Origin of the sequence: Mesorhizobium sp. L48C026A00, assembly GCF_000502375.1 — a bacterium.
Lineage (GTDB): Bacteria > Pseudomonadota > Alphaproteobacteria > Rhizobiales > Rhizobiaceae > Mesorhizobium > Mesorhizobium muleiense.
In genome coordinates, this window is the sequence record NZ_AYWU01000005.1 from 83,904 (window position 1) to 105,397 (window position 21,494).

The 21,494-nt window shown below is 62.7% G+C and carries 22 protein-coding genes, 1 tRNA gene and 1 pseudogene; 17 read left to right on the forward strand and 7 right to left on the reverse strand.

The features are described from left to right. Window positions 1-14: 14 nt before the first annotated feature. Together X738_RS52750 and X738_RS0141035 are read right to left on the reverse strand one after the other, a co-directional pair. Window positions 15-527 carry a DUF192 domain-containing protein gene (locus tag X738_RS52750; protein ID WP_023798186.1) on the reverse strand — a complete coding sequence of 171 codons (513 nt, stop codon included), beginning with the start codon at window positions 525-527 and terminating at the stop codon, window positions 15-17. Window positions 528-775: 248 nt separating this feature from the next. Then, window positions 776-1,351 (reverse strand): cold-shock protein, encoded by a 576-nt coding sequence (locus tag X738_RS0141035; protein ID WP_329608822.1) that lies wholly within the window; start codon window positions 1,349-1,351, stop codon window positions 776-778. A gap of 239 nt (window positions 1,352-1,590) precedes the next feature. On the opposite strand from X738_RS0141035, the gene gloA reads away from it, so the two are divergent. Together gloA and X738_RS52760 are read left to right on the forward strand one after the other, a co-directional pair. Further along, the gene (gene gloA, locus X738_RS52755; protein ID WP_023798187.1) at window positions 1,591-2,031 is read left to right on the forward strand and encodes a lactoylglutathione lyase; all 441 of its coding nucleotides are present in this window, start codon (window positions 1,591-1,593) and stop codon (window positions 2,029-2,031) included. 27 nt (window positions 2,032-2,058) lie between these two features. Then, the gene (locus tag X738_RS52760; protein WP_023798188.1) at window positions 2,059-2,352 is read left to right on the forward strand and encodes a DUF2218 domain-containing protein; all 294 of its coding nucleotides are present in this window, start codon (window positions 2,059-2,061) and stop codon (window positions 2,350-2,352) included. A gap of 4 nt (window positions 2,353-2,356) precedes the next feature. Here X738_RS52760 and X738_RS52765 read toward each other — a convergent pair whose 3' ends face one another. Next, entirely contained in the window at window positions 2,357-2,917 is a 561-nt protein-coding gene (locus tag X738_RS52765; protein ID WP_023798189.1) for a DUF1697 domain-containing protein, read from the reverse strand. Then, window positions 2,914-4,170, reverse strand: coding sequence for a threonine ammonia-lyase IlvA (gene ilvA / locus X738_RS52770; protein WP_023798190.1), 1,257 nt, complete (start codon window positions 4,168-4,170; stop codon window positions 2,914-2,916). Before ilvA ends, X738_RS52765 begins: the two co-directional genes overlap by 4 nt. Window positions 4,171-4,392: 222 nt before the next feature. Between ilvA and X738_RS52775 the strand changes: the two genes are divergently transcribed. Together X738_RS52775 and X738_RS52780 are read left to right on the forward strand one after the other, a co-directional pair. Continuing rightward, window positions 4,393-5,460, forward strand: coding sequence for an alpha/beta hydrolase (locus tag X738_RS52775; RefSeq protein WP_023798191.1), 1,068 nt, complete (start codon window positions 4,393-4,395; stop codon window positions 5,458-5,460). A gap of 1 nt (window position 5,461) precedes the next feature. Continuing rightward, window positions 5,462-6,621 (forward strand): annotated as a pseudogene (locus X738_RS52780) (alpha/beta hydrolase). Window positions 6,622-6,646: 25 nt separating this feature from the next. On the opposite strand, the gene ade reads toward X738_RS52780, so the two are convergent. Both ade and X738_RS52790 read right to left on the reverse strand, forming a co-directional pair. Next, on the reverse strand, window positions 6,647-8,458 hold the full coding sequence (gene ade, locus X738_RS52785; protein ID WP_023798192.1) for an adenine deaminase: 1,812 nt from the start codon (window positions 8,456-8,458) through the stop codon (window positions 6,647-6,649). A gap of 218 nt (window positions 8,459-8,676) precedes the next feature. After that, window positions 8,677-8,856, reverse strand: coding sequence for a hypothetical protein (locus tag X738_RS52790; RefSeq protein WP_023798193.1), 180 nt, complete (start codon window positions 8,854-8,856; stop codon window positions 8,677-8,679). Window positions 8,857-8,878: 22 nt separating this feature from the next. On the opposite strand from X738_RS52790, the gene X738_RS84635 reads away from it, so the two are divergent. Then, a complete protein-coding gene (locus tag X738_RS84635; protein ID WP_023798194.1) occupies window positions 8,879-9,034 on the forward strand; it encodes a hypothetical protein in 156 nt (51 codons plus the stop codon). 729 nt (window positions 9,035-9,763) lie between these two features. Then, a tRNA-Leu gene (locus X738_RS52795) sits at window positions 9,764-9,852 on the forward strand. 112 nt (window positions 9,853-9,964) lie between these two features. Here X738_RS52795 and X738_RS52800 read toward each other — a convergent pair. Then, the gene (locus tag X738_RS52800; protein ID WP_023798195.1) at window positions 9,965-10,543 is read right to left on the reverse strand and encodes an NUDIX domain-containing protein; all 579 of its coding nucleotides are present in this window, start codon (window positions 10,541-10,543) and stop codon (window positions 9,965-9,967) included. A 189-nt stretch (window positions 10,544-10,732) separates the two neighbouring features. Here X738_RS52800 and X738_RS52805 point away from each other — a divergent pair, with 189 nt between their 5' ends. The 11 genes from X738_RS52805 (at window position 10,733) to X738_RS52855 (ending at window position 20,807) form a co-directional block, all read left to right on the forward strand. Further along, window positions 10,733-11,836, forward strand: a complete 1,104-nt coding sequence (locus X738_RS52805; RefSeq protein ID WP_023798196.1) for an NADH:flavin oxidoreductase/NADH oxidase — start codon at window positions 10,733-10,735, stop codon at window positions 11,834-11,836. A 103-nt stretch (window positions 11,837-11,939) separates the two neighbouring features. Beyond that, window positions 11,940-12,248, forward strand: coding sequence for a DUF982 domain-containing protein (locus tag X738_RS52810; protein WP_051407746.1), 309 nt, complete (start codon window positions 11,940-11,942; stop codon window positions 12,246-12,248). Window positions 12,249-12,279: 31 nt separating this feature from the next. Beyond that, window positions 12,280-12,519, forward strand: a complete 240-nt coding sequence (locus tag X738_RS52815; RefSeq protein WP_023798198.1) for a DUF2188 domain-containing protein — start codon at window positions 12,280-12,282, stop codon at window positions 12,517-12,519. Between the two features lie 292 nt (window positions 12,520-12,811). After that, entirely contained in the window at window positions 12,812-13,900 is a 1,089-nt protein-coding gene (locus X738_RS52820; RefSeq protein WP_023798199.1) for an ABC transporter ATP-binding protein, read from the forward strand. A 39-nt stretch (window positions 13,901-13,939) separates the two neighbouring features. After that, window positions 13,940-15,265 carry an ABC transporter substrate-binding protein gene (locus X738_RS52825; RefSeq protein ID WP_023798200.1) on the forward strand — a complete coding sequence of 442 codons (1,326 nt, stop codon included), beginning with the start codon at window positions 13,940-13,942 and terminating at the stop codon, window positions 15,263-15,265. Window positions 15,266-15,470: 205 nt separating this feature from the next. Beyond that, window positions 15,471-16,322: a carbohydrate ABC transporter permease gene (locus X738_RS52830; RefSeq protein ID WP_370463494.1), complete on the forward strand. Its 852-nt coding sequence runs from the start codon at window positions 15,471-15,473 to the stop codon at window positions 16,320-16,322. 96 nt (window positions 16,323-16,418) lie between these two features. Next, the gene (locus tag X738_RS52835; protein ID WP_051407758.1) at window positions 16,419-17,264 is read left to right on the forward strand and encodes a carbohydrate ABC transporter permease; all 846 of its coding nucleotides are present in this window, start codon (window positions 16,419-16,421) and stop codon (window positions 17,262-17,264) included. Window positions 17,265-17,662: 398 nt separating this feature from the next. Further along, window positions 17,663-18,406 carry a competence/damage-inducible protein A gene (locus X738_RS52840; RefSeq protein ID WP_023798203.1) on the forward strand — a complete coding sequence of 248 codons (744 nt, stop codon included), beginning with the start codon at window positions 17,663-17,665 and terminating at the stop codon, window positions 18,404-18,406. Window positions 18,407-18,622: 216 nt separating this feature from the next. Then, complete coding sequence (locus X738_RS52845) at window positions 18,623-19,456, forward strand: universal stress protein (RefSeq protein WP_023798204.1); 834 nt, start codon at window positions 18,623-18,625, stop codon at window positions 19,454-19,456. Between the two features lie 145 nt (window positions 19,457-19,601). Then, complete coding sequence (gene gpt / locus X738_RS52850; RefSeq protein WP_023798205.1) at window positions 19,602-20,102, forward strand: xanthine phosphoribosyltransferase; 501 nt, start codon at window positions 19,602-19,604, stop codon at window positions 20,100-20,102. 216 nt (window positions 20,103-20,318) lie between these two features. Beyond that, window positions 20,319-20,807 (forward strand): NUDIX hydrolase, encoded by a 489-nt coding sequence (locus X738_RS52855; RefSeq protein WP_023798206.1) that lies wholly within the window; start codon window positions 20,319-20,321, stop codon window positions 20,805-20,807. Window positions 20,808-21,494 lie beyond the last annotated feature (687 nt).

Consider the following 21,494-nt stretch of genomic DNA (forward strand, 5'->3'; position numbering starts at 1 on the left):
TGGATCCTGCGCGTTCAGTTGTGCGCAGTGCCGATTGCCGGGTGACGCAACAGGTCGCCGTCCTCGATGCTGCTCCTGGCGGCCGTGCCCGCCTTGAGCTCGAGCACGAAGCGAACCGGCTCGCCGGGCGAGATCATCGCCTCGGATTGCGGCTCGCCTTGCTTGATCGCCCGGATTCTGCCGTCCTGACCGACAAAGATCAGGTCGAGCGGCATCGGCGTGTTCTTCATCCAGAAGCTGACATCCCGAGCCTCCTCGAACACGAACAGCATGCCATGATCGTCGGCCATCTCCTCGCGAAACATCAGGCCAGCCTCGCGCTCGGCCGAGGTGTCGGCGATTTCGACGGAGAAAGAGCGTTCGCCGCCTTTCGTCACCGCGACCAGCGGCTGCGGGTCGACGGCAAGGATCATCGCCCGGCTGTCTGCCGAAGCCGGTTGCTGCGAATGGAAGAAAGCGCCTGTGGCGATGACAAAGGCGATCGCGGCGCAGACTACGCCCGTTGTCAGCCAGTTCCTGTAAGTCATTCAGACTCCTCGGCCATCGTCCTAGGTATGTTGAAATTCAGGTGGTTCCAGCCTGTATATAGTTCCCTGCGCTTGCGACCCACCAATTGTTGATCTCAGCGCTGCCCCTCATCGCCCTGCCGGGCACTTCTCCCCGTATAGNAGCGCCCCTCTCCCCGTCACTATACGGGGAGAGGATGCCGGCAGGCAGGTGAGGGGCAGCGCAAACGTTCGAAAAGATCTGAGTAAGGCCTGAATATCAACGCACCCTAATGCGAGACGGGCAAGGTACCCATATCCGGGTGAATTTCGGCAGCCATAAGGCCTTTGTCGCCGCGCCCGAAGCGGACCAGCACGACCTGCCCCGGCCTGAGCTCGGTAATACCGTAACGGCGCAGCGTCTCCATGTGGACGAAAATGTCCTCGGTGCCCTCGCCCCGGGTCAGGAAACCGAACCCCTTGGTGCGGTTGAACCATTTCACCAGCGCCCGTTCGAGGCCGCTTTCCGGCGTCACCGAGACGTGGGTGCGCTGCTCCTGCATCTCCGCCGGATGGGTCGCCGTGGTGAGATCCATGGAGAGCACGCGGAACGCCTGCAATCCGCGCTCACCTTGCTTGACCAGGCAGACGACGCGCGCACCTTCCAAGGCGGTCTGGAAACCGTCTTTTCGAAGACAGGTCACATGGAGGAGAATATCGCCGGAAGAGCCGTCATCGGGAAGAATGAAACCGTAACCCTTGGCCACGTCGAACCATTTGATAGCGCCAGCAATCTCGACAAGACCGGCCGTGTCGCCGCTCTCGTCTCTTTGCAAGGCGTCGTGACCGGTTCCGTCCCGCCCCATGAAAGAGGCTTTTTCCCCCATAACAACGCCCCCCTTTTTCCAAGAATACCGCAACTGATTCTTGACGTTAGATTAACACTTCCGTTTCCGGTGTATGCAAGACCTGAGCTGCGTTTTTTCACGGTTCATTGCGGGAATACCGGATTTGTTGTTTGCCGGCAGGAGCGGCTATCGGGAATTGCCCTTTGGCCGGGTGGCCCCTATGTTCCGCCGCAAAGCAACATTTCGAGGAAAATCACATGCGCTACCTCCACACCATGGTCCGTGTCGCCGACATCGATGCCTCGCTCGATTTCTACTGCAACAAGCTTGGCCTCAAGGAAGTGCGCCGCCACGAAAACGAACAGGGGCGCTACACGTTGATCTTCCTTGCAGCGGACGAAGACGAGCAAAGCGGCATCACCGACAAGGCGCCGCTGATCGAGCTCACCTACAATTGGGATCCGGAAGACTACAAGGGCGGCCGCAACTTCGGCCACCTCGCCTACGAGGTCGACGACATCTACGCCACCTGCCAGCATCTGATGGACAAGGGCGTCACCATCAACCGGCCGCCGCGCGACGGCAACATGGCCTTCGTCAAATCGCCGGACGGCATCTCGATCGAGCTTTTGCAGAAAGGCCCGGCCAAGGCCAAGGCCGAGCCCTGGGCGTCGATGCCGAACTCTGGAAGCTGGTAACCAGCGACATTAGGGAAGAATCCATTCATGCCGACCAGCAATGCCACTGTCGTCACTGAACATGCGAGCCGCTATCTGCAGCAGCTCTGCAAGCACTGGGCGCACAAGTTTCCCGTCGCGTTCGATCCGAGCCACGGCACGATCGATCTCTCACTGGGCCGCACGGTTCTCGATGCCGACCCGGCAGCGCTGCATATCGCGGTGACCGCCGACGAAGCCGGCTCGCTGGAGCGCCTGGAGACGGTCGTCGCCGACCACATCAAACGCTTCGCTTTCCGCGAAGAGCTGACCTTCGATTGGAGAAAGGCTTCGGCAGCGTAGGCGACTACGCTCCGCCATTGCGGCCGGCCATCGCCAGCAGCATCAGCACCGTGCGCCAGTTGCGCGCGGTGGCGGGCACTTTCAGCGTGCGAGGGATGAGGTTGGCAAATACCGATTTGCCGAGGCCTTCCGGTGCGTGCAGGTAAAGCACGTCGCCCCTGATCTCGAACCGTTCGGGACCGGTGCATTTTTCGGCCAGCCGCGCGACCTCGTCGGCGGTCGGCGGGCGCTCCAGCACATAGGCGTGAAGCTTCGTCGGTTCCCCGGCGACTTCTGGATAGGGATTTTCCGCCACCAGCCGCTCGAACCAGCCGAGATCGCGCACCATGATGCGCGAGTGAAATCCCCATTTCTTCTCGAAGGCCGCTTCCATCTGTTTGGCCAGCGTGGCCGCGTCGCCCTTTGCCGAACGGAACACGACATTGCCGCTCTGCACATAGCTGGCGACGTCGCCAAAGCCGAGTTCCTCGAAGAACGACCGCAAGTCCGCCATCTTGACGATGCGGTTGCCGCCGACATTGATGCCGGAAAACAGCGCAACGAAAATCTTCGCCTGGGCGCTCATATGATGAACCCGGCCAGCGTCTCGTTGTCGGTGATGTCCTGATACTGGACGCCCTCGGCCTCGAAATTGGCGTTGAGCAGCTCGAAATTGCGGCGGTCCTTGGTTTCGATGCCGATCAGCACCGAGCCGAAATTGCGCGCCGATTTCTTCAGATATTCGAAGCGGGCAATGTCGTCGTCGGGACCGAGCAATTCGAGGAAGTCGCGCAGCGCGCCCGGCCGCTGCGGAAAGCGGATGATGAAATACTTTTTCAGCCCCTCGAAACGCAGCGCCCTTTCCTTCACGTCCGGCAGCCGCTCGAAGTCGAAATTGCCGCCCGAAACCACCGCGACGATGGTCTTGCCCCTGATTTCCTTCTTCGAAAAATCCTTCAGCGCGTCGATCGCCAATGCGCCGGCCGGCTCCAGCACCACGCCTTCGACATTCAGCATCTCGATCATGGTCGCGCAAAGCCGGTTTTCCGGGATCAGCCGCACGGCCTCGGTGGCAAAGTCCCTGAGATGCCGCAACGGCTCGCGGCCGATCTCGGCCACCGCCGCGCCATCGACGAAATTGTCGACCCTGGCAAGCTTGATGCGCTTGCCGGTGGCGAGGCTCTCGCGCAGGCTTGGCGCACCGGCCGGCTCGCAGAAGACGAAGCGCGTGTCGCGGCGCTGGTCGGCGAAATAATGCGTCACACCCGCAGCCAAGCCACCGCCGCCGACCGGCAGCATGATGATGTCGGGCATGCGCGCGCCCGGCATCTGGCCTGATATCTCGTAGGCGACCGTCGCCTGCCCCTCGATGATGTCCTTGTGGTCGAACGGCGGCACCATGTGCGCGCCGGCGCTTTCGGTGAATTCGGAGGCGGCGCGGTAGCAGTCGTCGAAAAAGTCGCCGACCAGCCTGATCTCGACGAATTCGCCGCCGAACAGCCGCGTCTTGTCGATCTTCTGCTGCGGCGTCGTCACCGGCATGAACACCACGCCTCGCTTGCCGAAATGACGGCAGACGAAGGCAAAGCCCTGGGCGTGGTTGCCGGCGGAAGCGCAGACGAACAGCTCGGCATCGTTGCCGGCCGCGAGCGACTTGCGGAAGAAATTGAAGGCGCCCCTGATCTTGTAGGAGCGCACCGGCGACAGATCCTCGCGCTTCAGCAGCACGCGCGCGCCGGTCTTCTTCGACAGATAATCGTTTTCCTGCAGCGGTGTTTCCGGGAAGATCTGGCGGATCGCGGCAGCGGCGACCGCGACGCGGGAAGAGAAACTAGTCATCGAAAAAATTACCCCGGATCGTCTGTGGTGTTCGCGAAGCTAGCACACGCCGTACGTGTTTGATCAGGGCAATCGTTCTGGCTTTCGCGCAACAGTGCGATGACTGTCGCAAGCCGCTGAGCGCATTTCGGCAGGAAACGACTTACTTCTGCCGCACTTCGGCTGTCCGGGAGGGGTCGCGGAGGTTGGATCAAGCCTTTCGGCCGGAGTGGAATTCTAGAGTTGAAGAAGATTTGTATCCTTGTCCTTGCCTTGCTCGTTGCCGGCTGTGGCGGCCGGCAGACCGAGGAACTGCTCGGCAGCGCCATGGTGTCGGCGCCGGTGACCGATATCGCCGGCAACCACAGCATCTTCATCGCCACGACGCGCAAGCGCTCCGACGATCCCAGCAAGGTTTTCGACCGCGAGCGCTCGGCCACGCTGAACTATGCCCGCGTCAACGTCACCGTGCCGGGGACCCACGAAGCCGGTCAGATCGAGCGGCGCTCACGCGGCAAGTCGAACGACCCTGCCAAATATTTCATGGCCTCCGACGTCGTCGGCTACGACACCGCGCCGAAATTCTCCAACGCGCTCAGTGCCGACATCGCCGCGCGCGGCGGCCGCGTCATGCTTTTCGTCCATGGCTACAACACCGGCTTCGACGCTGCCGTCTACCGCGTCACCCAGATCGCCCATGATTCCGGCTACCCGGGCACGCCGGTGCTGTTTTCCTGGGCATCGGGCGCCAAGACCCGGGACTATGTCTATGACAGGGAAAGCGCCAGTGCTGCCCGCGACCAACTGGAAGTCACGCTGAGAATGCTCTCGCAGACCGGCGCGCGGCGCATCGACATCGTCGCCCATTCGCTGGGGACCTGGGTTACCATGGAAGCGCTGCGCCAGCTCGCCATCAATGGCGACCGCGATCTCAGCGGCAAGCTCGGCGACGTCGTGCTGGCCTCGCCCGACATCGATGTCGACGTGTTCAAGAGCCAGATGCGCCGCTACGGCAAGCCGAACAAGCCATTCATCCTTCTGCTGTCCGACGACGACCGGGCGCTGCGGCTCTCCGGCCTGATCGCCGGCTCGCGGCCGCGGGTCGGCGATTACAAGGACGCCGCCGACCTCGCCGACTATGGCGTGAGCGTGGTCGATCTCTCCAGCGTCAAGGGATCGGATCGCTTCAACCACACCAAATTTGCCGACAACCCCGAGCTGGTGAAGATGATCGGCCAGCGGCTGCGCGAGGATGACGGATTTGCCAGCGACCGCGAGGTGACCGACCGCATCAGCCTGCTCGGGCAGTGAGGTGCGTTCGAAGACTTTTCTCGTCGTAGCGTTTGCGCTCGCGGTGACCGGCTGCGCCGGCCGCAAGACACACGACCTTCTCAACACGACGACCGTGACGGTGCCTGCCTCCGACATCGCCGCCACGCATGAGATCTTCGTCGCCACCACCCGAAAAAAGGCGACGAAGGACCCGCGGCAGGTGTTCGACGGTGACCGTTCACCGACCACCAGTTTTGCCAGTGTCGAAGTCACCGTCCCGAAAACCCATCAGGTCGGCGCCATCGAGCGGGTCAGGGGCTCCGCCAACAGCAACCCGACGAAGGACTTCACGGCAACCGAGGTCGAATTCTACGAAGGCGCCCCGCAATTCGCCAAGCGGTCGGCGCCGACATCGCCATGCGCGGCGACCGCGCTCTGGTTTTCGTGCACGGCTTCAACAACGGTTTCGACGACGGCATCTACCGGCTGACGCAGATCGCGCACGACACCAAATACTCCGGCACGCCGGTGCTGTTCTCATGGGCGTCGAGCGGCAAGACCACGGGCTATATCTACGACAAGGAAAGCGCCAACGCGGCGCGCGACGATCTCGAAGAGACGTTGCGGATGCTGGCCAAGACGAAGGCCAAGAGCATCGACATCATCGCTCATTCGATGGGCACCTGGGTGACGATGGAGGCGCTGCGCCAGCTTGCCATCACGGGCGACCGTGATCTCGGCGACAAGCTCGGCTATGTCATCCTGGCCTCGCCCGACATCGATGTCGATGTATTCAAGAAGCAGATGATCCGTTACGGCAAGCCCGACAAGCCTTTCGCCATCCTGCTTTCGGGCGACGATCGCGCCCTGAGGCTGTCCTCGCTGATCTCCGGCGACAAGCCGCGCGTCGGCGACTATGGCGACGCGGCCGACCTCGCCAGCTATGGCGTGTCGGTGGTCGACCTGAGCAAGACCAAAGGCGGCGACCGCCTGAACCACGCCAAATTCGCCGACAACCCGTTCCTGGTGCAACTGCTCGGTGACCGGCTGCGCGCCCCGGCTGGCCTGGCATCAGACGAGGTCGATCCGGCGCGGCCGATCGACAATCTCGGCCAGGGCATCGGCAAGGCCGTCGGCTCCGTCGCCGAGATCGTCATCACCACGCCGTTCAAGGTGCTGACCATCGCCACCGGCGGATGAGGAGCGGACACGCCCTTGGTCGTTGTCAGACGAACAGTTCGACCTTCTGGAACGTCGTCACATCGATCAGGCCGACATCCGAAATCCTCAGTTCCGGGATGACGACCAGCGCCAGCAGCGAGTGCTGCATGTAGGCGTTGTTCAGCGAGCAGCCCATCTGACGCATTGCCTCGGTCAGCTTGTCGGCCTTGGCGGCGACGATTTCGGCGCGCTCGTCCGACATCAGGCCGGCGATCGGCATTTCGACCAGCGCCAGTTCCTTGCCCCTGGAGAACAGCACGACGCCGCCGCCGACCTCGCCCAGCCGGTTGACCGCCAATGCCATGTCCTGCTTGCTGGTGCCGACGACGATGATGTGGTGCGCATCATGCGCCACGCTGGAGGCCATGGCGCAGTCGCTCATATAGCCGAAGCCGGAGACGAAGGCGTTGGTGACGCCTCCCGTGCCGCGGTGGCGCTCGACCAGCGCGATCTGGCAGACGTCGTTGCGACGGTCCATGGCGACCAGCCCGTCCTCGACCGGAAGATCGGCCTCGAGCGCCCGCGTCGGCGCCTGGTTCTCGATCACGCCGATGACCCGCACCCGAATTTCGTTGGCGCCGACAGGCGCCACGATGTCGAAATCCCCCGGTTTGAGCTTCTTGCCGAGCTTGACGGTGTTCTTTGCCGTCTTCGGATAGTCATATGCCGGAATGTCGATGTCGAGCTTGCCGCCCTTGGCCAGCCTGACGCCGCGGCCATAGACTTCGTCGATGGTCATTGCGGCCAGATCGGAGACGATCAGCAGATCGGCGAGCCGCCCCGGCGCGATCGAACCCAGCTCGCGCTCCAGCCTGAAATGCTGGGCGGTGTTGAGCGTCGCCATCTGGATCGCGGTCACCGGCTTCACCCCTTGGCTGATGGCGTGGCGGACCACCCGGTCCATATGGCCTTCATGGACGAGCGTCCCGGAATGGCTGTCGTCGGTGCACAGGATGAAGTTGCGCGGATCGAGCCCGCTCTCCGTCACCGCCTTGATCTGCGAGGCAACGTCGTACCATGCCGAGCCCAGCCTCAGCATTGCCTTCATGCCCTGGCGGACGCGGGCGATGGCGTCCTCGGCGCGCGTGCCTTCGTGGTCGTCCTCGGGGCCGCCGGCGACGTAGCCGTGGAACGGCAGGCCGAGATCGCGCGAGGCATAATGGCCGCCGACGGTCTTGCCCGCCCTCACCGTCGCGGCGATCTCGCCGGCCATCACCGGATCGTTGGCAGCGACACCGGGAAAGTTCATCACCTCGCCAAGTCCGATGATGTTTTCCCAGCCCATCGCCTCGGCCACATCGGCAACCGTCAGCTCGGCGCCGGCATGCTCCAGCCCAGGTGCGGAAGGCACGCAGGACGGCATCTGCACAAGGACGTTGATCGGCATGGCGACCGCCTCGTCATGCATCAGCCGCACACCCGGCAGGCCGAGCACGTTGGCGATCTCGTGCGGGTCGATGAACATCGAGGTGGTGCCATGCGGGATGACCGCGCGGCAAAACTCCGTTACCGTCACCATGCCGCTCTCGACATGCATGTGCGCGTCGCAAAGGCCCGGCACCAGATAGCGCCCGCCGGCGTCGACCACCTTGGTGCCCTGGCCGATGGCGTGACCGGCATTCGGCCCGCAATAGGCGAAACGGCCGCCGGCAATGGCAATGTCGGTGCCGGCGATGATCTCGCCGGAATGAACGTTGACCCAGCGCCCGTTGCGGATGACGAGATCGGCGGGCCTCCTGCCCATGGCGACGTCGACCAGATGCGTCGCCGCCTCGGCCCAGGGTTTTGGTTTCGTCGCACGCGCGGTCTTCGCCATGAGGAGACTCCTGTTTTCCCGACTGTGCCAAGCCGCGCGGATTTTGACCAGCGGGGAACTTGTGGGTCGTGTGCGGCTACGCGGTCTTCCCTCTCGATGCAGGAGGCGCCCTCGGCGGAGCTGCGAGGCGCCATCCACGACAAAATGCCTCAACCGGAAGACGAGTCCGGTTGCGGCAAATCAGCTTGTTCGGGAGTTTCGATCAGGAAAACGGGCGCTCAAGTATCGCCCCGTTGTTCCCTGTCGCGGCAGTTGAGAAGCTCGACCAGATCGTCGGCCTCTTCGATCGGCATGTCGATCAACGGGACGCCGACCTCGACAACCGGCTGCCCCGTGAACACATCGATGATGTCCCATGTGCCTTCAGGTGTCTTCTCAGTGTCGTAGCGTTGAGTCATGGGGTGCAGGAGAGATTAGCGGGTGCAGGAGAAGATTGGCGCGTTTTCTCGGTTATCGCTCGTTTGGGCTCCGGGAATGCGAAAACAGTTCCCGCCCGGCCTGATCAAGCGCCTCAAGCAATGGGACAAAGGTGCTGGGCAGTCGTGGGTCGACGGCAAGATTCAGCACGCCGTGTAAATGCCGGCGATAGTCTTCGGAACGCAGCAATTGCCGTACCGCGTTGGCAACAGACTTCCCTTGTCCTGTGTCAAACTCTGCCATGTCAGGGGTTCCAGTAGCTTTAGCCCGAAACTCAGCCGCTCCGAAATGGTTCCGGCGATCTTGTTTGAATGCCCGCGCCGGAGGGGATTGCCACTGGCCAGGTCGCGGCAGCTAGGCCGTGCATTTCGGCACGGCGCTGATTTGCGCCACGGACCTGCCGCCAAGGTGGCTTTCTTACCAAGTCGCTGCCGACCGGCCCGCAGCCGCCAATCTCCAACGTCTGCGATTAGCCGTAAGCTCCCGCGCCTTCGTCATCCTAGGGCAAGCAAGGAGCGAAGCGACGCGGCGCAGACCCTGGGATCCATTCCGTGACATCAGCCGAAGATCGCAGCGGCTCAGAAAAAGCGCTCCGTAGCGATCCTTCGCGCCCCCCTCTGTCCTGCCGGACATCTCCCCCACGAGGGGGGAGATCGGCCTTCATCACTGATTTCGCCAACACCAACCTGGCAAAAAAGGACGCTGTCCGCGAAGCTGCCGATCCCCCCCCAAGTGGGGGAGATGTCCGGCAGGACAGAGGCGGGCGCCTCGCTCCGCCATCAAAAGGTTCTGCACCGCAGCAGCGCACCAAGTTTGCCCGTGCCAATCCTGCTGAGAAACCTTCGTGACACAGTGCCACGGCTGTGCCAAACAGGGCCAACTGTGCCAGCGAGCGTGGAGAAACTGGTAAACTCAGCAGACTTAAAATCTGCCGCCACTACAATGGCTTACGGGTTCGATCCCCGTCGCTCGCACCACCTCACATCGGACTTAAAATCCCTCGATCTCTGATCGTACGGGTTCGATTCCCGTCGTCCGCACCAGCAACGCCGGCGCCACCGCGCTGGCGCATGCAGGTTCCGGCTTGGATCACACCCGGATCGGGTTCAGCTTCAGATGCTGGATCAGGATGATGGTCTTGGCGTCGATGATGCTGCCGTCGTGGATGCCGGCCAGCGCCTCGTCGAGCGGCATTTCCAGGACCTCGATGTCTTCGCCTTCGTCCGGCGCGCCGCCGCCGTCGGAGATGCGGTCGGTCGGCGAATAGCGGGCGACGAAAAACCAGAGCCGCTCGGTCACGCTGCCGGGGCTCATGAAGGGCGAAAACAGCCGTTCGACGTCCTTCAGCCTATAGCCGAGTTCCTCTTCCGCCTCCTTGCGGATGCAGGTTTCGGGATCATGTTCATCGAGCAGGCCGGCGCAGGCCTCGATCAGCGGCTCGCGGTGGCCGGTGGCGTAGGCCGCGTAGCGGAACTGCCGCACGAGCAGAACCGTCGAGCGCTCGGGGTCGTAAGGCAGGATCACCGCGCCGTCGCCGCGATCGTAAGTCTGGCGGGTCTGCGTCTCCCATTGCCCGTCGCGCCGGCGATAGTCGAGGACGGTCTTTTTCAGGACGGCCCAGTCATCGGAAAGGACTTCCTCCGAACGGATGCGAATGCGGTCTTCCATGGTGAACTCCGTGTTGCCGGCGAGGCGTAGCGGTGATCCAGCCTTTGCGCAATCCCGACAGCAATTCAGGGCAATCGCTTCAGCGAAGGATCGCGGCTTCATCCAGCAGAGGCGCGCTTCACCGCCTCGTGTATGGCGCGGGCGCAATCCATTGCCTAAATAGCGACAGCCCCTCCCCGGAGTTTCCTGATGACCCCTTCCCTTTTCCAGCCGATCACGCTTGACGGCCTGACCTTTCCCAACCGCATTGCGGTGGCGCCGATGTGCCAGTATTCCGCCGAAGACGGCTCGGCCAGCGACTGGCACCTGTACCACTGGATGAACCTGGCGATGTCCGGCGCCGGCATGGTCACCGTCGAGATGACCGACGTCGAGCGGCGCGGCCGCATCTCGCATGGCTGCCTCGGCCTTTATTCCGACGACAACGAGGCGGCCGCCCGGCGCGCGCTGGATGCGGCCAAGCGCGTCGCTGCTCCCGGCACCAGGTTCGGCACGCAGCTTGCCCATGCCGGCCGCAAGGCCTCCAACCAGAAACCTTGGGAAGGCGGCGGGCCGCTGAACGCCGATCAGGACCCTTGGCCGATCGTGTCGGCCTCGGCAATCGCCTACGACACGGGCTGGCAGGTGCCGAGGGCGCTGGAGGATGAGGAGATCCTGCAGATCATCGAACGCTTCGCCGAGGCGGCAAGGCGGGCCGAACGTGCCGGCTTCGATTTCATCGAATTGCACGCCGCGCACGGCTATCTGATCTTCCAGTTCCTGTCGCCGCTTTCCAACCAGCGCACCGACCGCTGGGGCGGCTCGCTGCAAAACCGCATGCGTTTTGTCGTCGAGATCGCCAAGGCGGTGAGAAAGGCAGTGCCCAGGCTGATGCTCGGGGCGCGCCTGTCGGTCAAGGAATGGGTCGATGGCGGCTTCGACGTCGACGACGCAATCGAAGTGGCCAAGGCGCTGAAGGCAACGGGCGTCGCCTATCTCTGCTGCTCGAGCGGCGGCAATTCGCCCCTGCAGAAGCTGCCGGCAGGTCGCGGCTACCAGGTGCATCTGGCGGAAGCCGTTCGCAACGGCGCCGGCATCCCGACACGGGCCGTCGGCCTGATCGACGATCCGAAGCAGGCCGAGGCGATCGTCGCCGAGGGCCGTGCCGACATGGTGGCCTTGGCCCGCGCCTTCCTCGCCGATCCGCGCTGGGCGTGGCGCGCCGCGGCCACCTTCGGCGAAAAAATCCAGCCGGCGCCGCAGCTTGCCCGCTCGGTGACGACGATGCAGCACTGGATGAAGGCGGCCGGCTGACCGGCCCGATTGCAGGGCTGCCGCCGCAACGACCGCTACCCCCCGAGACATTTGCGCACGCCGAGGGGCGTGCAACCAAATCAGCGGCTCCGCGTTGGCGGCGATGATGGACAGCAAGCCTTTTGAAAAGCCGGTCGTGGTCGAACTTGGCCGTGTCGGCAAATACCGTGAGATCCGCAGCACCCAGGAAGCTGCGGAGTGCCTGATGACCGTCTGGCCGCTCAATCGTGGCCCTCGGCATCGCGATGCTCTCGACACTTGCCTAAAAGTGCTGGAAGGTTATCGTTCGACAGCGGATGCGCGCCGGGCATTGGTCGAGGCCGCCATGGAATCGGACGTGCTGGTTCCCGAAGAGAGATTGCCCGAAGGCAAACTGCCCGACCGCAAACTGCCCCAAGGCAAACCGCATTGAGCAACCTGAGCTTTTTCCACTGGAGGATTTCATGGCCAAGCTGACCTACAAGATCGTCGAGCATGACGGGGGCTGGGCCTATAAGGTCGGCGAGACATTTTCGGAGACGTTCCCTACTCACGAGGACGCGCTGCGCGCCGCCGAGATCGCTTCGGCCGAACAGCAGGTCGCCGGCACCACCGACGGCATCCAGTACGAGGACGCCGAAGGCAAATGGCACGACGAGCTCGCCGACGGTCGGGACCGGCCGCAAACCGAAGTTTCCGATTAAGGCTGGTGTCGTTACTGATGGCTTCTCGCACCTCCGGTTTTAAGAGCTGGGGCTTGACAAGTCATGCTCTTGCTATGATCCCGGCCATGGCGAATTTCAGTCCCGCTGGGAACGCTCACGATCAGGCGCGACGAAGAAGGGCGCTTGCCACGCAACCGCTTTACAGGGCAGTCTGGTAGCGCTACCGTTTCATCATCGCGCGTGACCAGGGAGGAGCTTTGGGAACTGCCGCGGCCAGTCAGGAAAGCGGTTTCCTTCGAAGACGTCGCAGGAAGCATTCGGGAGGAAATCGATGGCGTCTGTCGCGATTGGCGATGTCTACAAATCATTCGGAACCGTCGAGATTCTCCACGGTGTCAGCGTCGATATAGAGGATGGCGAGTTCGTCACGCTGGTCGGGCCGTCGGGCTGCGGAAAATCGACGCTTCTCAGGATGATCGCCGGCCTGGAAAAGATTTCGCGCGGCCAGATCGCGATTGGCGAGCGCGTCGTCAACAACGTTGCGCCAAAAGAACGCGACGTCGCCATGGTGTTCCAGAACTATGCGCTTTACCCGCACATGACCGTGGCCGAGAACATGGCGTTCTCGCTGATGCTCAAGGGTGTTGCGAAAGCCGAAAGCGCTGCCAGCGTCAAGCGCGCCGCCGAAATCCTGGGGCTGGTGCCATTGCTGGAGCGCTATCCTAGGCAGCTTTCCGGCGGCCAGCGCCAGCGCGTCGCCATGGGCCGGGCGATCGTGCGCGATCCGGCGGTCTTCCTGTTCGACGAGCCGCTGTCCAATCTCGACGCCAAGCTCAGGGTGCAGATGCGCGCCGAGATCAAGGAACTGCACCAGCGCCTGAAGACCACGACGGTCTATGTCACCCACGACCAGATCGAGGCCATGACCATGGCCGACAAGATCGTCGTGATGCATGACGGCATCGTCGAGCAGATCGGGCCGCCATTGGAACTCTACGACCGGCCCAACAACCTTTTTGTCGCCAGCTTTATCGGCTCGCCCGCCATGAACATGCTGAGGGGCGAAATCGCGACGGATGGCGGCTCACCGTCTTTTCGCGGCTCCGGGGGGATTTCCCTGCCGCTGGCCGCAATACCGTCGACCGGCAGCGGCGAGCAGGTGGTGCTGGGGATACGCCCCGAGCATCTGCGGCTATCCCAAGACGACGGCATTCCAGTCACCGTCGTGGTGGTCGAGCCGACCGGGTCGGAAGTGCAGCTCATCGGCCGGACGGCCGGCGGTGACGAGATCGTCGCCAATTTCCGCGAGCGCCATTCCTTCACGCCGGGCGAGACCGTACGGCTCACGGCCGAGCCGGGCCTCATCCATCTCTTTCATGGCGAAACCGGGCAGCGCTTCGAACTGCGCGCCCGGCAGTAGGATCCATAAGGCAAGGACAACAAACAGGAGGAAACGAGCATGAAATTCACCAGACGTGACGTGATTCGCACGACCGCCGGCGTGGCGGCGGGAGCCTTGGGAAGCCGCTTCGTCGGCTCTTCCGCCTTTGCCCAGGAGGGGTTGACGTACAAGCCCGAAGACGGCGCAAAGCTGCGCATGCTGCGCTGGTCGCCGTTCGTTCAGGGCGATGAAGACCAATGGCTGGCCAACACCAAGCGGTTCACCGAGGCGACCGGCGTCGAGGTCCGCGTCGACAAGGAAAGCTGGGAGGACATTCGCCCCAAGGCCGCGGTCGCCGCCAATGTCGGCTCCGGTCCAGATCTGATGCTGGTCTGGTTCGACGACCCGCACCAGTACCCCGACAAGCTGCACGACGTGTCGGAACTGGGTGAGTATCTCGGCACGAAATATGGCGGCTGGCACGACGGACCAAAGCAATATGCGACGCGCGAGGGAAAATTCCTCGGCCTGCCCCTGGCCACCATCGGCAATGCCATCGTCTATCGGGAAAGCTGGGTGAAGGAGGCTGGCTTCTCGGAATTTCCGAAGGACACGGCGGGCTTCCTCGAGCTTTGCAAGGCCTTGCAGGCGAAGGGCCATCCGGCCGGTTTCACACACGGCCATGGCGTCGGCGACGGCAACAACTATGCTCACTGGCTGCTTTGGAGCCATGGCGGCCAGATGGTCGACGAGAGCGGAAAGGTGACGATCAACAGCCCCGAGACGCTCAAGGCGATCGAATACGCGCAGGAACTCTACAAGACCTTCATCCCCGGCACCGAAAGCTGGCTTGACGTGAACAACAACCGCGCCTTCCTGGCCGGCGAACTGGGCGTCATCGCCAACGGCATTTCCGTGTATAACACGGCAAAAACCAACAAGGACAATGATCCGAAACTGGCTGAAATCGCCAAGGATATGCGCACGACCAGCCTGCCGATCGGTCCCGTCGGGAAATCCGTCGAGCTGTTCCAGGTGACCACGGCCGTGATCTTCGACTACACGCCCTACCCCAACGCGGCAAAAGCCTATCTGCAGTTCATGTTCGAGGAACAGCAAATGGCGGAATGGATCACCTCCTCGGCCGGCTATTGCTGCCAGACACTCAAGGCCTTCGACAACAATCCGGTGTGGACGGCCGACCCGAACAATGCCGCTTACGCCAAGGCCTCGGCGACGCTGCGTCCCAACGGCTATGCCGGGCCGCTCGGCTACGCCTCGGCTGCGACCATGGCCGACTATGTGCTGGTCGACATGTTCGCCAAGGCGGTGACGGGCCAGGCGACGCCGCAGGAGGCGGTGGAAGAGGCGGAGAAACGCGCCAACCGCTACTATCGCGTTTGATCACAGCCGAGCCGGGCAGCCGCGACCGCGCTGCCCGGTCTGGTCCTGAAATCGCGTGGCGGCCTCTCAGGCCACCATGCCAGCAGACCGTATGAGGAGCCGTCCCATGGCCGTGTCGTCCGCCGCCGTTCAGCCGCGTCCGTCGATCCTGTCGCGGAGCCTGTCGCTCCTGGCCGACAGCAGGAACGCGCTTGGCTTCGGCTTCATGCTGCCGGCGGCAGCGCTGCTGCTGGTCTTCCTGACCTATCCGCTCGGGCTCGGCATCTGGCTCGGCTTCACCGATGCCCGCATCGGCCGCCCCGGCATCTTCATAGGCATCGAAAACTACCAATATCTATCGGACGACGCCGTCTTCTGGCTCTCCGTCTTTAACACCTTGCTCTACACGATCAGCGCGTCGATCCTGAAGTTCGCGCTCGGCCTCTGGCTGGCGCTTATCCTCAATCAGAACCTTCCCTTCAAATCGTTCTTCCGCGCGATCGTGCTGCTGCCGTGGGTGGTGCCGACGGTGCTGTCGGCCATCGCCTTCTGGTGGATCTACGATTCGCAGTTCTCCATCCTGTCATGGGCGCTCATGGAAATGGGCCTGATCGACCATCGCATCAATTTCCTCGGCGATCCGGAGAACGCGCGCGCTTCGGTGATCGCGGCCAATGTGTGGCGCGGTATTCCGTTCGTCGCCATCACGCTGCTAGCCGGCCTGCAGACCATTCCCCAGTCGCTTTACGAGGCCGCCACGCTCGACGGCGCCAGTCGCTGGCAATTGTTCCGGTTTGTGACGCTGCCGCTGCTGACGCCGATCATCGCCATCACCATGACGTTTTCGGTGCTGTTCACCTTCACCGACTTCCAGCTGATCTATGTGCTGACCCGCGGCGGACCGGTCAATGCCACCCATCTGATGGCGACATTGTCGTTCCAGCGCGGCATTTCGGGAGGCCAGCTTGGCGAGGGCGCCGCCATCGCGGTCGCCATGATCCCGTTCCTGCTTGCGGCGATCCTGTTCAGCTATTTCGGCCTGCAACGCCGCAAATGGCAGCAGGGCGGAGGAGACTGACACATGGCTGAGATCAAGACGGCTGAGATCAAGACGGCTGAGATCAAGAGCGCCGCGATCAAAAAAACCAAACGGCAGGAACTCGACGAAGGCGGCATGGGCTATCTTCAGAGCCTGCCGCGGCGCGTGGTGACGGTCTATCTGCCGTTGCTGGTGTTCGTCATCGTGCTGTTGTTCCCGTTCTACTGGATGACGATCACGGCGATCAAGCCCAATCACGAGATGACCGACTACGCCAATTTCAATCCGTTCTGGGTCGTGCATCCGACATTCCAGCACATCCGCTATCTCTTGTTCGACACGTCCTATCCGGGCTGGCTGCTCAACACGATCATCATCTCCACCGCCGCCACGTTCCTGTCGCTGCTGGCTGCGGTGTTCGCGGCCTATGCGATCGAACGGCTGCGGTTTTCGGGGGCGCGGCAGGTCGGGTTGGCGATCTTCCTCGCCTATCTCGTGCCGCCGTCGATCCTGTTCATCCCGCTGTCGGTGATGGTGTTCAACCTTGGGCTTTACGACACGCCGTTCGCGCTCATCCTCACCTACCCGACCTTCCTGGTGCCTTTCTGCACCTGGCTGCTGATGGGTTACTTCCGTTCGATCCCGTTCGAACTGGAAGAATGCGCGCTCATCGACGGGGCGAGCCGCTGGCAGATCCTCATCAAGATCGTGCTGCCGCTGTCGGTGCCCGGCCTGATTTCGGCCGGCATCTTCGCATTCACCCTGTCATGGAACGAATTCATCTATGCGCTGACGTTCATCCAGTCGTCCGAAAACAAGACGGTGCCGGTCGGGGTGCTGACGGAGCTTGTCCGCTCCGACGTCTATGAATGGGGAGCGCTGATGGCCGGAGCCCTGATCGGCTCGCTGCCGGTGGTGGTGCTTTATTCGTTCTTCGTCGAGCACTACGTTTCCTCGATGACCGGAGCGGTGAAGGAATAGCGCCCTGCCGCAGTTGGCGCTCTACTGGCCAATTGTCGAAGTCGGCGCCGCCCCTCATTGCCCTGCCGGGCATTTCTCCCCGTATGGTGACGGGGAGAAAGACGCCTTCGCAAAGGATTTCGCCAATCTCCAGCGTTGCAGAATGGGTGCCGAGGCCGCGGCCAGCCCCTTCTCCCCGTCACTATACGGGGAGAAGGTGCCGGCAGGCGGATGAGGGGCGGCGCCAACCAATGCGATTGCTCTGCTGCAGCAGCGTTATCAATACGGGCATTGCCGCCAACCATCCACCGCGTTATCTCAGGCGACCCTGTCTGCCCAGGCGACCCTGTCTGCCCAGGCGACCCTGTCTGCCTCGGGCGACCTGCCTGCCTCAACTGACCTTATGCCGGAGCCTGCCAATGCCCGAAATCGTCACCGCCGCCATGCTCGTCATCGGCGACGAGATTCTGTCCGGCCGCACCAAGGACAAGAATATCGGCCACCTCGCCGACATCATGACGGCGATCGGCATCGACCTGACGGAGGTGCGCATCGTTGCCGACGAGGAAGACGAGATCGTCGCCGCAGTGAACGCCCTGCGGGCCCGCTACACCTACGTCTTCACCACCGGCGGCATCGGTCCGACGCATGACGACATCACCGCGGATGCCATTGCCAAGGCGTTCGGCGTGCCCTGCGACTACGACTCCAAAGCCTATGCCATGCTGGAAGCGAGCTACGCGGCGCGCGGCATCGAATACACCGAGGCGCGCAAGCGCATGGCGCGGATGCCGCGCGGTGCCGACCATATCGACAATCCGGTGTCGATCGCGCCGGGTTTTCGCATCGGCAACGTCCATGTCATGGCCGGCGTGCCGGCGATTTTCCAGGCAATGCTCGACAATGTGGTGCCGACGCTGAAGGCCGGCACCAAAATGCTGTCGGCCACGGTGCACTGTCCGTTCGGCGAAGGCCTGGTCGGCGGACCGCTGGGCGACATCCAGAAGGCGCACCCGGACACGATCATCGGCTCCTATCCAAAATATGGCGACGGCAAGTTCTGGACCGAGCTGGTCGTCCGTGCCCGCAGCCAGCAAGCGCTGGACGCCGCCCGCGCCGATGTCGAAGCGATGGTCGCAGGCCTCACCAGCGCGGCCAGCTGATCTAAAGCGCGTCGCGTCTGAGACGATCCATGCGACGCGCTTCAACTTTCTTGTCTGTCTGCACGGCGCGATCCCAAATCCGCTGCGCACCCTCGTGCCCAAAGTATGCTTTTGGGCAACATGCATTAGCCCGTATCCGGGTTAGCCGGAACCAAGCATGGTGCAGTGACGTTTCATGCGGGCGAGGTTCGATCGCCCGTGAATTGAGGGGTTGCCATGCGATTCAAGACCATCGTCGCCATACTGCAGAACGAACAGGACGCGGAGCGCGTGCTCGAATGCGCCATTCCGCTTGCCGACAAGTTCGAGAGCCATCTCATCGGCATTCATGCCGAAGCGCTTCCCGTCCCCTACACCTCGGCCACCGGCTTTCCCGACACCGAGTTCCTGCAGGTCTCGGCCGACATGAACAAGGAGCGTGCTGAAAAATTGCGGGCGGTTTTCCTCCGGCATGTCGAGGAGTCCGGCCTGTCCTTCGAGTGGCGCAGCCTTGAGAGCTTTTCCGGAGACAGCGCGCTGACCGGCATCCCAACCGTGCGCACCGCGGACCTGATCATCGCCGCGCAGCGCGAGACGGGCGGCGATCCGAGCGCCGACGTCGACACGCTGGTCTATGACGCCGGCCGGCCGGTACTGGTCGTGCCGCACTCAGGCCCGCTCGTCACCAGCTTCAAGCATGTGCTGCTCGCCTGGAACGGCAGCAAGGAAGCGGCGCGCGCCGCCTTCGACGCCCTGCCCTTCATCATCGAGGCCGAAAAAACCGATATTGTCGTCATCGACCCGCCGGAAACGCTCGACGAGGCCCCGGAGGCGGCCGGCGCCGAAATCGCCGCCGCCCTGTCCAGGCATGGCGCCACGGTCAGCGTCTCGGTGCTGCAATCGGCCGGCCACTCGGTCGACGAGGTGATCCAGACCAGGGTTGCCGAAACCGGAGCCGACCTGCTCGTGCTCGGCGCCTACAGCCATTCCTGGCTGCGCCAGTTGCTGTTCGGCGGGGTCACGCGCACGGTGCTGCGCACAGTGCCGGTGGCAGCTTTCCTGTCACGGTAAGTCGACAAGCGGCAAGTCCAGAGGCGGCAAGTCCACAGGGATCGCCTGCCGCCACCACTTGCCAACGCCTAGGCTTTCCAGTTAATTCCGCGCGCATTCCTTCAGGTGTCTGCGCGCATTTTCGCGCGCTGCGGAGTGCGCAAAAATGTCCCTTCCCGAAAAGGCCTTTCCCGTCTCGTGGGATCAGTTCCACCGCGACGCGCGTGCGCTCGCCTGGCGGCTTGCCGGCGCCAACAAAGGCCAATGGAAAGCGATCGTCTGCATCACCCGCGGCGGCCTGGTGCCGGCCGCCATCATCTCGCGTGAACTCGGCATCCGGGTCATCGAGACGGTTTGCGTCGCCTCCTATCACGACTATGCCAGCCAGGGGCAGTTGCAGGTGCTGAAGGAGGTCACGCCGGCACTGCTCGCCGATGACGGCGCCGGCGTATTGATCATCGACGACCTCACCGACACCGGCAAGACCGCGGGCATCGTCCGCGCCATGATGCCCAAGGCGCATTTCGCCACCGTCTACGCCAAGCCGAAAGGCAGGCCGCTGGTCGACACCTTCGTCACCGAGGTCAGCCAGGACACCTGGATCTATTTTCCGTGGGACATGGGCTTCACCTACCAGAAGCCGATCGCCGACGACCACGCCGGCTGATTCGCGGCAGCTGCTTTTTCTCCTCCCGGAACATACCGGCGCGGCCTTCTTGCCGGCGCACTTCTTGAAAGAGTGCAGCGGCGCACGATATTCCTGAATCGACGTCTCGTGTGTGGTTAATTCGTGCGTATGAGGTTTTTTACTTTTATTGCTTATGATTAGCCGTAAGATTCACGAGACGGCAAGTGATTCTGGAGGCTGGGGCAAGCTTCTCCGATGTTGACGAGGCCAGTAACGCACAACCATTTGGCCGAAAGGGTCCAGCGGCTCTTCGGCACAGCGCCGTGCCGTTTGCAGGTTGCAGCATTGCCCTGGCGCGATACCGGGCATGGCGTCGAGATCATGCTGATCACCAGCCGCGATACCGGCCGCTGGGTGCTTCCCAAGGGCTGGCCTGAGGCCAAGGAACTGCTTTGCGAAGCGGCGGCGCGCGAGGCCGGCGAGGAAGCCGGGCTGCGCGGCACGGTCTCCCACCACGAAGCCGGCCGCTACTTCTATGCCAAGGCTTTGGCTTCCGGCGAGGAAGTGCCTTGCGAAGTCCTGGTGTTTCCGCTGCGGGTCGACAAGATCGCCGACCGGTGGAAGGAAAAGCGGTCGCGCATCCGCAAATGGGTCAGCCCAGCCGAGGCCGCGCGCATGGTCAACGAGCCGGACCTTGGCCAGATCATCGCCTATTTCTGTGCCGACCCGCACCAGTTCTCCTGAGCAAGCATAGACTCACCGGCCAAAGCCGCATCACCGGCGATGTTCTTTGGCAAAGGGAATCGATTTGGCCACTCCAGCTTTGGCATGCGTTGTCCGGCTGATGGCCTGCACGTGGGTAAAATCGAAAATCCTGCGGGCCACTTCTATCCCCGTTATCCACATATGTGACACACAAGATGTTGGGGTCACAAAAGCTACGCAAACGAATCCTTGACGGCGCAAAACGAGTCGCCTTTTATAGGTCATGCGCTCCTGTTGAGAGTGCGACCGGAAAGTTTTGAGCCCGGTCTTTTTTCCCGGATTATGTGCGTTTGGCCGCATTTCCGCCTGGCTAGGGGCCGGCGGAGGCGTCGGGATTGTGGGGTCTTTGGGGGACGAAAAGGGAAAAATGTCGGACTGGAATAAATTGTCTGTTAATACTATATTTAGTGTTTGCAGGTAGGTTCGACGCTAGATAGTGTGAAGTTCCCTCGATTGAGGGAGTCGCAAAAAAGTTTCAGTCTTGAGGGACCCGCAGGGTCCGTCGGCGCGTTGGACGACTACTTCGCAAGGAGTTCGACCAGCAGGGCGGGCGGAGCCTCGTGAAAAGGAGCCGGCCGTTTTGGAACGCCGGCAGACGGCGGACATGCGCGTTTCGCAATGGGGGCAGAAATCCCCTGGGAAAGGCGCTATATCTAGACACAAAGG

Bases quoted from the DNA above. Each gene is read 5' to 3' on its own strand.
- X738_RS52815 (WP_023798198.1), top strand. From the start codon at position 12,280: ATGGCCAAGCTGACCTACAAGATCGTCGAGCATGACGGGGGCTGGGCC.
- X738_RS0141035 (WP_329608822.1), bottom strand. From the start codon at position 1,351: ATGGGGCGGGACGGAACCGGTCACGACGCCTTGCAAAGAGACGAGAGC.
- X738_RS52840 (WP_023798203.1), top strand. From the start codon at position 17,663: ATGCCCGAAATCGTCACCGCCGCCATGCTCGTCATCGGCGACGAGATT.
- gloA (WP_023798187.1), top strand. From the start codon at position 1,591: ATGCGCTACCTCCACACCATGGTCCGTGTCGCCGACATCGATGCCTCG.
- ade (WP_023798192.1), bottom strand. From the start codon at position 8,458: ATGGCGAAGACCGCGCGTGCGACGAAACCAAAACCCTGGGCCGAGGCG.
- X738_RS52830 (WP_370463494.1), top strand. From the start codon at position 15,471: ATGCTGCCGGCGGCAGCGCTGCTGCTGGTCTTCCTGACCTATCCGCTC.
- X738_RS52800 (WP_023798195.1), bottom strand. From the start codon at position 10,543: ATGGAAGACCGCATTCGCATCCGTTCGGAGGAAGTCCTTTCCGATGAC.
- X738_RS52750 (WP_023798186.1), bottom strand. From the start codon at position 527: ATGACTTACAGGAACTGGCTGACAACGGGCGTAGTCTGCGCCGCGATC.
- X738_RS52845 (WP_023798204.1), top strand. From the start codon at position 18,623: ATGCGATTCAAGACCATCGTCGCCATACTGCAGAACGAACAGGACGCG.
- X738_RS52765 (WP_023798189.1), bottom strand. From the start codon at position 2,917: ATGAGCGCCCAGGCGAAGATTTTCGTTGCGCTGTTTTCCGGCATCAAT.
- X738_RS52790 (WP_023798193.1), bottom strand. From the start codon at position 8,856: ATGACTCAACGCTACGACACTGAGAAGACACCTGAAGGCACATGGGAC.
- X738_RS52760 (WP_023798188.1), top strand. From the start codon at position 2,059: ATGCCGACCAGCAATGCCACTGTCGTCACTGAACATGCGAGCCGCTAT.
- X738_RS52835 (WP_051407758.1), top strand. From the start codon at position 16,419: ATGGGCTATCTTCAGAGCCTGCCGCGGCGCGTGGTGACGGTCTATCTG.
- X738_RS52825 (WP_023798200.1), top strand. From the start codon at position 13,940: ATGAAATTCACCAGACGTGACGTGATTCGCACGACCGCCGGCGTGGCG.
- X738_RS52805 (WP_023798196.1), top strand. From the start codon at position 10,733: ATGACCCCTTCCCTTTTCCAGCCGATCACGCTTGACGGCCTGACCTTT.
- ilvA (WP_023798190.1), bottom strand. From the start codon at position 4,170: ATGACTAGTTTCTCTTCCCGCGTCGCGGTCGCCGCTGCCGCGATCCGC.
- gpt (WP_023798205.1), top strand. From the start codon at position 19,602: ATGTCCCTTCCCGAAAAGGCCTTTCCCGTCTCGTGGGATCAGTTCCAC.
- X738_RS52810 (WP_051407746.1), top strand. From the start codon at position 11,940: ATGATGGACAGCAAGCCTTTTGAAAAGCCGGTCGTGGTCGAACTTGGC.
- X738_RS52855 (WP_023798206.1), top strand. From the start codon at position 20,319: ATGTTGACGAGGCCAGTAACGCACAACCATTTGGCCGAAAGGGTCCAG.
- X738_RS52820 (WP_023798199.1), top strand. From the start codon at position 12,812: ATGGCGTCTGTCGCGATTGGCGATGTCTACAAATCATTCGGAACCGTC.